Source organism: Kurthia sp. Dielmo (assembly GCF_000307285.2).
Classification (GTDB): Bacteria; Bacillota; Bacilli; order Bacillales_A; family Planococcaceae; genus Kurthia; species Kurthia populi.
This window is the reverse complement of the sequence record NZ_HE578959.1, coordinates 260,059-270,499: the sequence shown is the minus strand read 5'-3', so window position 1 is coordinate 270,499 and position 10,441 is coordinate 260,059. Positions and strand designations below refer to the sequence as shown.

9 protein-coding genes are annotated in these 10,441 nt (G+C 41.1%); 3 read left to right on the top strand and 6 right to left on the bottom strand.

The window, feature by feature from the left end; translation table 11 throughout:
- The 4 genes from KTHG_RS12535 to KTHG_RS12520 form a co-directional block, all read right to left on the bottom strand.
- On the bottom strand, nucleotides 1–102 hold a 102-nt coding region (locus KTHG_RS12535), incomplete at its 3' end, for an MnhB domain-containing protein (protein WP_370362771.1).
- A 16-nt stretch (nucleotides 103–118) separates the two neighbouring features.
- Nucleotides 119–2,500: a Na+/H+ antiporter subunit A gene (locus KTHG_RS12530; RefSeq protein ID WP_126989432.1), complete on the bottom strand. Its 2,382-nt coding sequence runs from the start codon at nucleotides 2,498–2,500 to the stop codon at nucleotides 119–121.
- Between the two features lie 182 nt (nucleotides 2,501–2,682).
- On the bottom strand, nucleotides 2,683–3,660 hold the full coding sequence (locus tag KTHG_RS12525; protein ID WP_139993980.1) for a diaminopimelate dehydrogenase: 978 nt from the start codon (nucleotides 3,658–3,660) through the stop codon (nucleotides 2,683–2,685).
- A gap of 248 nt (nucleotides 3,661–3,908) precedes the next feature.
- A complete protein-coding gene (locus KTHG_RS12520; RefSeq protein WP_126989430.1) occupies nucleotides 3,909–4,169 on the bottom strand; it encodes a GlsB/YeaQ/YmgE family stress response membrane protein in 261 nt (86 codons plus the stop codon).
- Between the two features lie 158 nt (nucleotides 4,170–4,327).
- Between KTHG_RS12520 and KTHG_RS12515 the strand changes: the two genes are divergently transcribed.
- Both KTHG_RS12515 and KTHG_RS12510 read left to right on the top strand, forming a co-directional pair.
- Nucleotides 4,328–5,827: a PucR family transcriptional regulator gene (locus tag KTHG_RS12515; RefSeq protein ID WP_126989429.1), complete on the top strand. Its 1,500-nt coding sequence runs from the start codon at nucleotides 4,328–4,330 to the stop codon at nucleotides 5,825–5,827.
- Between the two features lie 92 nt (nucleotides 5,828–5,919).
- Entirely contained in the window at nucleotides 5,920–6,882 is a 963-nt protein-coding gene (locus KTHG_RS12510) for an NAD(P)H-dependent flavin oxidoreductase (protein ID WP_139993978.1), read from the top strand.
- Between the two features lie 96 nt (nucleotides 6,883–6,978).
- Here the strand turns inward: KTHG_RS12510 and KTHG_RS12505 are convergent, their stop codons facing one another.
- Both KTHG_RS12505 and KTHG_RS12500 read right to left on the bottom strand, forming a co-directional pair.
- The gene (locus KTHG_RS12505) at nucleotides 6,979–7,371 is read right to left on the bottom strand and encodes a methyl-accepting chemotaxis protein (protein WP_139993976.1); all 393 of its coding nucleotides are present in this window, start codon (nucleotides 7,369–7,371) and stop codon (nucleotides 6,979–6,981) included.
- A gap of 182 nt (nucleotides 7,372–7,553) precedes the next feature.
- The gene (locus KTHG_RS12500; RefSeq protein WP_139994273.1) at nucleotides 7,554–8,750 is read right to left on the bottom strand and encodes an iron-containing alcohol dehydrogenase; all 1,197 of its coding nucleotides are present in this window, start codon (nucleotides 8,748–8,750) and stop codon (nucleotides 7,554–7,556) included.
- Between the two features lie 170 nt (nucleotides 8,751–8,920).
- Between KTHG_RS12500 and KTHG_RS12495 the strand changes: the two genes are divergently transcribed.
- Complete coding sequence (locus KTHG_RS12495) at nucleotides 8,921–10,414, top strand: succinyl-CoA:acetate CoA-transferase ScpC (protein WP_139993974.1); 1,494 nt, start codon at nucleotides 8,921–8,923, stop codon at nucleotides 10,412–10,414.
- The last annotated feature ends 27 nt before the right edge of the window (nucleotides 10,415–10,441 follow it).

The window sequence follows — 10,441 nt, the reverse complement described above, 5'->3', positions numbered from 1 at the left end:
CATTAATAAACCGCCGACAAATCCGCCTCCAGGTGCGAAATGTCCTGCTAAGAAAATATGAATCGAGAACAAGAAAATGATAAAGAACACCATTTGCGTCATCGTGCGCATAATGACATTATTTAATTTCATTTTTATCCGCTCCCTTCTTGCGACGTAGCTTAATCATGCCGAAAATCGCCATACCTGCAATCGCTAATACGGTAATTTCAAACAATGTATCAAAGCCACGATAATCGACTAAAATAACATTGACGATATTTCCGCCGCCCGCTTCTTTATAAACGGTTTCTTTATAATATTCACTAATTGATGGTAATAATTTTTGCGACTGTGAAGCGAGCGCCATGAGCGTCACCATGACACCTACCGCGAGCGCAATCACAAAGTTCCCTAATCTAAAGGGTAAGCGTGCCTCATGACGACTAAGTTTCGGTAAATGGTAAAACGCTAATAAAAATAGCGCAACGGACACCGTTTCAATCGAGAGCTGTGTTAGCGCTAAATCTGGTGCATTAAATAATACGAAGAACATCGCCACCGAATACCCGACGACACCAAGCGCGATAATCGCCGTAAGACGTGTACGCGCAAATAATACGGTCAATGTCCCGAGCACAAGCACAACAACGAGGGCAATATCAAAGGCACCGATATCACTAGCGTGTGCTGTATCAAAGGCATAGCCGTCTTTCATAAAGAGCGTCGACACGACGATGATGACAATTGCCGCAAACATATAAATGAAATACGTACGAATCGAGCCTGTCATATAGCGCTTCGATACCTTTGTCATATCCTCATCGGCTAGACGCATCATACGACGATACAGTTGATTCAGTGAAAACCACTCTGGCACAAGTGAATACACCTTACGCCAATGTTTAACCGTCATAAATAATCCAAAACCAACGACAACCACACCAATTGTCATCAACAGCTCCGTATTAAAGCCATGCCACATTGAAATGTGAATGTCTATATCACCAACTGTTAAGAATTGATTTGGTTGAATCGCTAAAACAGCTGGCTTAATTAATGCATCTGTCACAACATTTGGAATGAAAAATAACACAACAACAAATGATGCTAACACCAATGGCGAAATAAGCATACCAATTGGTGCTTCATGCGGTTTTTTCGGTAATTCGTGACGTTTTCCAAAGAAAATACCTGTCACGAAGTATAAACAGTACACAAACGTAAAAACGCTCGCTAGCCATGCAACAACGGGAATCAGTACTGCGACTGTTGACCAACTGAAGTCTTGTGCACTAAGCATCGTTGTGAAAAATAACTCTTTTGATAAAAAGCCATTAAATGGTGGCAATCCGGCCATTGAAAGGCTTGTAATCATTGCAACCGTAAAGCTAATCGGCATTAAACTCATCAGGCCACCAAGTTTACGAATATCTCGTGTGCCAGTCTCATGGTCAATAATTCCTGCAATCATAAATAAGGCACCTTTAAATGTCGCATGATTAATTAAATGAAATAGCGCCGCAAAGCCTGCATACTTAAAGACATTTTCGGCATTGCCATCCACATGATAGCTCATCGCCGCAACGCCAAGCATCGACATGATCATGCCGAGCTGACTGACTGTTGAAAAGGCGAGAATGCCTTTTAAATCACGCTGCTTCGTCGCAAAGAAGGAGCCCCAGAATAATGTAATAAGGCCAAGAATAACAATGAGCCAAATCCATGTCGTACTATATGCAAATATGGGCGTGAAGCGCGCCACTAAATAAATCCCTGCCTTTACCATCGTAGCTGAGTGTAAATACGCACTAACAGGCGTCGGTGCTTCCATCGCATCAGGTAGCCAAATATAAAATGGAAACTGTGCAGATTTCGTAAGCGCACCGAGTAAAACAAGAATAGCCGCTAGTGTGAAATACGGACTTTCTTTAATTTCTGTCGTATGCAGAAGCATTTCAGAAATCGACATCGTGCCTGTGATGTTGGCGAGAATTAAAAACCCACCAAGCATTAAAAGGCCACCAAAGACGGTAATCATCATTGACTTTAAAGCACCAAAACGCGAAGCATCACGCGTAAACCAGTAACCGATTAATAAAAATGACGAAATCGACGTTAACTCCCAAAATAAATAAAGACTCATGACATTGTCTGACTGAACAACGCCAAGCATCGCTGTCATAAAGAGCAGTAAATACATATAGAAATTATGTAGTTGCTCCTTCGTCTTATCTAAGTAAAAAATGGAATACAGTACAACAAGTGCACCAATTCCGGTAATTAAAATGGAGAATAATAACCCAAGTCCATCAAGAGATGAGTCAATTTTAAGCTGCAAATCTGCTACCCATGTCCACGATGCGTAGGTTGCCCGGTCACCAATTTTTGACGCGTAGTAGCTGACGAGCACAACTGGCACGATTAACACAAACCAGCCTGTATGTAGTTTGATTTTTTTAAATAACAATGGCATAAAAAGCGCGGCAATAACCGGTAAAAAAATCATCCATAGCTGCATAGATAACGCCTCCTTTTCTTTTTCTATAAATACCCTTTTTTAGTAGAAAATAAAATGAACGCAAAAAAGAAGCCTATCACAAAAGGGCATAGATACCCTTTTGTGACAGACTCCTCCTAAAACGAACATTTAATTTTTTCTAGTATAGCATGCCTATTTGCGGGAATGCAACTGTTGCCTGTCTATAATAGTTCCTTACGTAAGGCCTCTCCTGATTTTGGCGAAATCGCACTTACTGGAATATCTAATACCGATTTTGCACCAAAATCACCTTTTTGCGCTAGACGATGTGCCGCGCGCGCATAAGCAACTAAAACGCTTGATGTGAAGTAAGGATTGCTTTCTAATTTTAAATTGAATTCTACAATCTGTTTATGCCCTGCTTGTGACTGACCACTACGAATCACAAATCCACCATGTGGCATACCTGTATGATCTTTCGCAAATTCTTCCGCTGAAATAAAGTGAACTGTCGTATCATAATCTGCAAAGTAGTTTGGCATTGTGATGATTTCTTCTGTAATTTTTTCTGTATCTGCGCCTTCTTTTGCTACCACATAGCATACACGTGTATGTTTTTCACGTGTTGACAGCGTAGGCGCCTCACCGTTACGTACACGCTCTACTGCTGCAGGAACAGGTAGTGTATATTGTACGGCTTTCGCTACGCCATTAATACGGCGAACAGCGTCTGAGTGACCTTGGCTTAGACCATCTCCCCAGAATGTATACGTATCCCCTTGTGGCAAGACCGCTTCTCCTAATGCACGATTTAATGAAAATAGACCTGGGTCCCAACCAACTGAAATAATTGACACGGTATTTGATGCCGCATTTACCGCATCAACCGTTGCAAAGAATTCTGGAATTTTTGCGTGTGTATCAAAGCTATCAATTGTGTTAAACCACTGTGCAAAATGTGGCACTTGCTCTGGTAAATCCGTTGCGGAACCACCGCATAAAATCATGACATCGATTTTACCGATAAATTGCTCAGCATCATCAACGTGATGAATTGCCGCATCCCCTGCAATCGTTACGGTTTTTGGATCACGACGCGTAAATACCGCTACTAGCTCCATATCGTCATTTTGTGCAATCGCCCCTTCTACACCGCGACCTAAATTTCCGTATCCAATAATCCCAACTTTTGTTGTCATGAATGAAATCCCCCTGTATATATGATTACGATAAATTGTACAATAAATTTAGAAAATTCCAACTGTTATGATGAATTCGAGCGAAATTTGTATAAAAATGCAGTAGTAATGAATAATTACATCCTGATGTCACGTCCACTTTTCTTTATAAGCCCTTTATTCACCGCTGGATGACAAGATTTCATGCATTTCTTTCCTAACATGAAAAAGGAATTCCCAAGTAACAGGAATTCCTTTTAAATTACTAATTATGCTCTTGATTTGCCCATCGCTTTCATAATAAAGCTGACAATTAAAATTAAAATAATCGTACCAAGTAAAGTAGGTAAAATATAGAAGTCGCTTACTTTTGGTCCCCAATGACCTAATAACGAACCACCAATAAACGCCCCGATAATCCCGGCGATAATATTGCCAATTACTCCGCCTGGAACATCTTTACCGACAATTAGTCCTCCGAGCCATCCTAAAATACCACCAATAATGATATACCAAATAAAGCTTAGCATTATACCTTCTCCTCTCAAACTTGATGTGCTGCTACAGTAAATTCTCTCTAGCAACCCTCTCTTATGGTATTCCCTTTTCTCTCATTCTCTAACGCGTCTATAGTACCTTTTCGCAATCTGGAAAAAAGCAGACTATAATAGTAAAAAAGGGGGGCTTTATGATGCAAACACAGAAACTTGTCGAGCGTGTAGCGAAACAGCTACGTGACGCCTCAAGACAGCTTGTTCACCTATCAACAGAGGATGCCTTTTCTTACATAGCAGATGCTTGTCGTAAAGAGCTCCCAATCGATTTTTCAGCAATTGCCATGGCAAATAACGGGCAATATGTGCTAAAGGCTTGGAGTGGCGAGGCACATCCATTAGCCAATTCCTTTCCGCTAAACGTCAATGAATGTACACCACTTCTAACGGAGGAAGTCGTAACACATTTACATTTGTTAGAAAGCTGTGCGCTTTTTCAAATGATGCAGTATACCGATGTCCCGTCATGGTTTACAGTCCCATTTAAAATCGATGACACGCGCTTTGGTTTTTGTTTAATCGGTTATTTAACGCCGATTGAGCTCATTCCAGATATGGGCACCGTTTTTAATGAATTCGGTAAAGATGTCGGTGTATCCATGTTGTATCAGCATGAAAAAGATGATAAACAGCAACTCGAGCAATTACTCCTCTATCAGCAAACATTATTAAACGAAACATTAATTGGTGATGCTTTTGACGGTCTCACGAAAAAAATTAGCGAACTTTTACAAAATTCTGTTGTTATTTTCGACCGCTTCCATCACGTTTTATCTGAAGCCTGGCTTGATACGAAGCAGCCTTATGACAGTTTGAATGAACACCACCCGATTCATGTCGGTCATGATGTACTCGGCTATATTGCCTTACTTAAGCCCTCTCCTACTACGCATTATGTACAGCTATCGATTGAAGTGGCGAAAAACATGTATGCGATTCAATTTATGAAACAAAAAGTTGCGGTTGAGGCCTATGAGAAGAAAAAGGAGCAGTTACTTGAGCGCTTATTACAGCAACCTTTTGATATGCAAAGTGTGTTAGCACAGGCCAATTTATTAAATATTGATCTAACATTGCCTTTATTTATTGCCGTTGTCGAAACGACTATCGATATGACGGAAAAAGCAAAGCCATTTGAGCCCGCATTAACCGTTATCCAGCATTATGAGCACGCTGTTTTATTATTTAAAGACCGTACACAGTGTCATGCTTTTTATGACCATATTCAAAAATCTGCGCCGATTAAACTGCTGTATAGCCGACCTATTCAAAAGCTTCAAGATGTACGCACAGAGCTCACAAAACTTCAGCAGGCACTTCCGTTAATTAGTACAGCCTGTATAGACTATGCAACCTTAGGCGTCTTACCGCTACTGCAAGAAATCGAGCATTACGACGCATTTGTGACAGAGCAATTAGCCGCCCTGTCCCCGCAGCTAGTTGACACCTTGAAGCAGTACTTAGCGCATAATGGCCATGCCTCTGAAACAGCGAAAGCACTGTTCATTCACCGTAGCACGCTATTATATCGACTTGAAAAAATCGAAGAGGCACTGCATTGCTCGTTACAGCATAGCGAAACACGCTTTACGTTACAATTGGCATTAAAATTAAAGGAATTACACAATTTGTAGTAATTTTTTTTATTCATTCCTACACTTTGTATGTATATACTGTAAAAAAAATACAGTATAGTGAAGCTAACTAGAAAACGGAGGCGATTTGTATGACAGCAATTTCAAATTTACGTTTACCTGTAATTGGTTCACCCATGTTTATTATTAGCACACCAAAGTTAGTGATTGAACAATGTAAGGCTGGGATTGTCGGCTCGATGCCGGCGCTCAATGCCCGTCCAAAGGAATTATTAGATGAATGGCTCGCGGAAATTACAGAAGAATTAGCAAGCTATAATGCGAAAAATCCAGAGAATCCAGCAGCCCCTTTTGCCATTAATCAAATCGTCCATCACACGAATGACCGCCTAGAGCATGATATGGAACTTTGCGTGAAATATAAAGTGCCGATTATCATTTCTTCGCTCGGCGCGCGTACGGAAGTATTTGACGCGGCACATAGCTACGGTGGTCTATGCCTACATGATGTCATTAACAATAAATTTGCGAAAAAAGCGATTGAAAAGGGCGCAGATGGTTTAATTGCGGTGGCTGCTGGAGCTGGTGGACATGCCGGCTCACTTAGCCCATTTGCACTTGTCCAGGAAATTCGCGAATGGTTTGATGGTCCACTTGCTTTATCGGGCTCTATCGCGACAGGTCAATCGATTTTAGCGGCCCAGGCAATGGGGGCAGATTTCGCCTATATTGGCTCCCCATTTATCGCGACAGAGGAAGCCAATGCGGTCGAGGCTTACAAAGAGATGATTGTGACTAGCCAGGCCGATGATATCGTTTATAGTAATCTTTTTACAGGTGTTCATGGCAATTACTTAAAACCATCCATTGAAAATGCCGGGCTTAATCCAAATGATTTAGCTGAAAGTGACCCATCGAAAATGAGCTTTGGTGGCGATGCAAAGGCGTGGAAAGATATTTGGGGAAGCGGGCAAGGGATCGGTGCGATTAAAACCGTACAACCAGTAAAAGCCTATGTAGACCAATTATATAAAGAATATATAACCGCACAGGAACAGCTCGCTGCGAAAACGACTGGGTTAATTCGCCAATAAGAAAAACGCTAGAAAGCATTTATCTCCCTATTCATATTAATCCAAAATAAAAAGAAGGAATCGTGCCAACAACGCACGATTCCTTCTTTTTTTATGCTACATTTTCTTCGACAATTCACTTACTTTTTCAGAAACAAGTGTTAGTTGATCTAATGCTTCAGTAATGCTTGTAATTGCCTCGCCCTGCTCACTTGAAATCGTATATGTGTCATCCACAATTTTTGAAATTTCAACAACTTGCTGTGTTAAATTGTCCATCACTTGATTGATTTCATTTACCGAATCGGCAGACTGATTCGCTAGCTTTGTAATTTCACTTGCCACGACTGAAAACCCTTTTCCAGCTTCGCCTGAACGCGCTGCTTCAATCCCTGCATTTAACCCTAAAATACGCGTGCTTTTCGCAATATTATTAATCATTTGCAGCATTTTCTTCGTATTCTCGGTATATTCTAGCATATCCTTTTGGGCATCTGATAAATGCTTCATGTGACGGTTAAAGATGCTTTTACCTGTTACATTACTATAGATACACTCATTTAAATAAGTTTTAGAACTATTTTACTTATTTTTCAAGACTTTTTTAATCTTTTTTATGAATTTTCGCATTAAAAAGTCGGAATCTCTAATTGATTCCGATTTTTTAATATATTTTGACACTACTTAATTATTTAGCCTTTTACTAGCTGATAAATATAATGCATTTCACTCTCATTCATAATTTTCGGAACAGGATATAAAGGGTTTGATTCCGCTAACGCACGTTTTACCATCACTGGAATATCTCGATTCTGGATACCTTTTAGTTTTGTTGGAATATTCATATCCGCATTTAACTGCTGAATGGCCTCAATGAATTTTTTAGCGCGTACAGCATCACTATCATGGTCATCTCCTATCGAAACAAGTGCCGCTAATTTTGCGAGTGGCGTATGTACCGTTTCACCATAAAAGTTAAGTAAATAAGGTAATAGCACTGCATTTGCTAAGCCGTGTGGAATGCCGTAATAACCGCCTAATGTATGGGCAATAGAGTGAACATTACCAACAAAGGCACGGGTAAATGCAAAGCCTGCTACATAGGATGCGCGTTGCATATTAGCGCGAGCCTGAAGGTTTTCAGGATGTATATACGTTTCATATAAATTGTCAAAAATTAATTGCACCGCTTCCTCACTCGCTCGAAGTGTTTCTGCTGTATTACTTTTTCCAATGTAGGCCTCTACGGCGTGTGTAAGTGCATCCATGCCTGTTGTCGCTGTCACAAAAGGCGGTAAATTCACTGTGAGCAGTGGGTCAAGCACTGCCACATGCGGTACTAAAACCGGATCCATGATGGCATATTTTTCGTGTGTTTGACTATCTGAAATAACTGCCGCAACCGTTGCCTCACTTCCTGTCCCAGAGGTTGTTGGAATTGCAAAAAATGGTGGCATATTTTTACGAACTTTTAACACGCCCTTCATTTGAGGAATCGTTAAATTTGGTCGCGCCACACAAGCAGCTACCCCTTTCGCACAGTCCATTGGTGACCCACCACCAAAAGCGACGATTCCCTCACAGCTATGCTCGTTATAAAGAGCATATGCTTCTTCAATATTTTGAATCGTTGGATTGGCAACAGTATCATCATATAGTGTAAATGAGACTCCTTCACTCGTTAGCTTCTCTAAAAAAGGTAAAACAAGCCCAGCCGTCATTAATCCTTTATCTGTTACGACAAGCACATGGTTCACTTGCTGGCGAATACGCGCAGGTAAGCGAGCTAAACTATTTTCCCCCTCTAATAGCTCAGGCTCTCGGTATGTCATCACCTTTGACGCAAGCTTAAACCCCTTTTGAAATGTTCGACAATATAATTCATGCAACATTTACCCCACCCCTTTAACATCATTTCTTTCATTTTAATACAGGAAACATAATTTTTCACACATAAACGCATAATTTCAGGTATGATAGAGTAATTAGCACATCATCAGTTGTCGTAGTGTCGGTCTCCATCTAAATGAATCTTTATGATTGGAAGGGGAAGTTGCAAATGGAAAATCGTATTCGCTATGCTACATTACAAGATAAGGTTGTCTCAGCTGAGGAGGCAGCATCATGGATTAACGACGGGTCACTTGTGGGGATGAGTGGCTTTACGCGTGCAGGGGATGCAAAAATGGTCCCACTAGCGCTTGTCGAACGCGCTAAAAAGGAGCGTTTCCAAATTGATGTTTTTACTGGGGCTTCACTTGGCCCAGAAGTTGATGAAAAAATGGCAGCAGCAGGTATTATTCGAAAACGTGCACCCTATCAAGGAGATCCGGTCATTCGTAACCTTATTAATACGGGTAAGGTACTCTATATGGATGCGCATTTATCTCAAAATGCTGAATTAGTCCGTACAGGTATTATTGGTCCGATTGATTACTTAATCATTGAAGCCGTTGCGATTACTGAAGAGGGCCATATTGTACCGACAACATCTGTCGGTAACTCAGCAATCATGGCACAGTATGCACAGAATATTATTATTGAATTAAATACTTCTCACCCGCTTGATTTAGAGGGCTTACATGATATTTATATTCCAGGGGATCAAGGGCATCGCGAGCCAATTCCAATGACAAATATCGAGCAGCGTCTTGGAACAACGGCCATTCCTGTCGACCCAGCAAAAATTAAAGGTATTGTGCTCTCTGATATTACGGATGCACCGTCATTAATTGTCCAGCCTGACGCAGAAACGGCACAAATTGCTGAGCATCTGCTTCATTTTTTACGTGAAGAAATTAAAATTGGACGCTTAACAGAACGATTAGCACCACTGCAATCAGGTGTTGGTTCTGTGGCGAATGCGGTGTTAAATGGCTTCTTAAATTCAGAATTTCATGACCTAGAGGTGTACTCAGAGGTACTCCAGGATGCGGTATTTGACCTAATTGATGCAGGCAAGGTTCGTTTTGCCTCTGCAACATCGATTACATTAAGTAAAGAATGCGGCGATCGAGTGTATGGTAATCTTGATAACTATAAAGATAAGCTTGTACTACGCCCACAAGAGATTTCAAATCACCCCGAAATTATTCGTCGTTTAGGTTTAATTTCCGTTAACACTGCACTGGAGGTTGATATTTATGGCAATGTCAATTCAACCCATGTATCCGGCGTTAAAATGATGAATGGTCTAGGTGGCTCTGGTGACTTCGCTCGAAATGCACGCCTTGGCATTTTCGTAACAAAATCCTATGCGAAGGGCGGTGCCATTTCATCTGTTGTCCCAATGGTATCGCATGTCGACCATACTGAGCATGATGTTGACGTAATTGTAACCGAGCAAGGCATTGCGGATTTACGCGGCCTCGCGCCAAAGGAACGTGCTAGGCTCATTATCGAGCATTGTTCGCATCCGGACTACAAAGCACAGCTACAAGATTATTATGACCGCGCCGTTGAAAAAACCGGCAACGCACAAACGCCACATATTTTAGAGGAAGCACTTTCTTGGCATACACGCCTTGCTACAGACAAAACCATGAAAAAATAAGGTATCAAAAAAGTGGCTGGGACATAA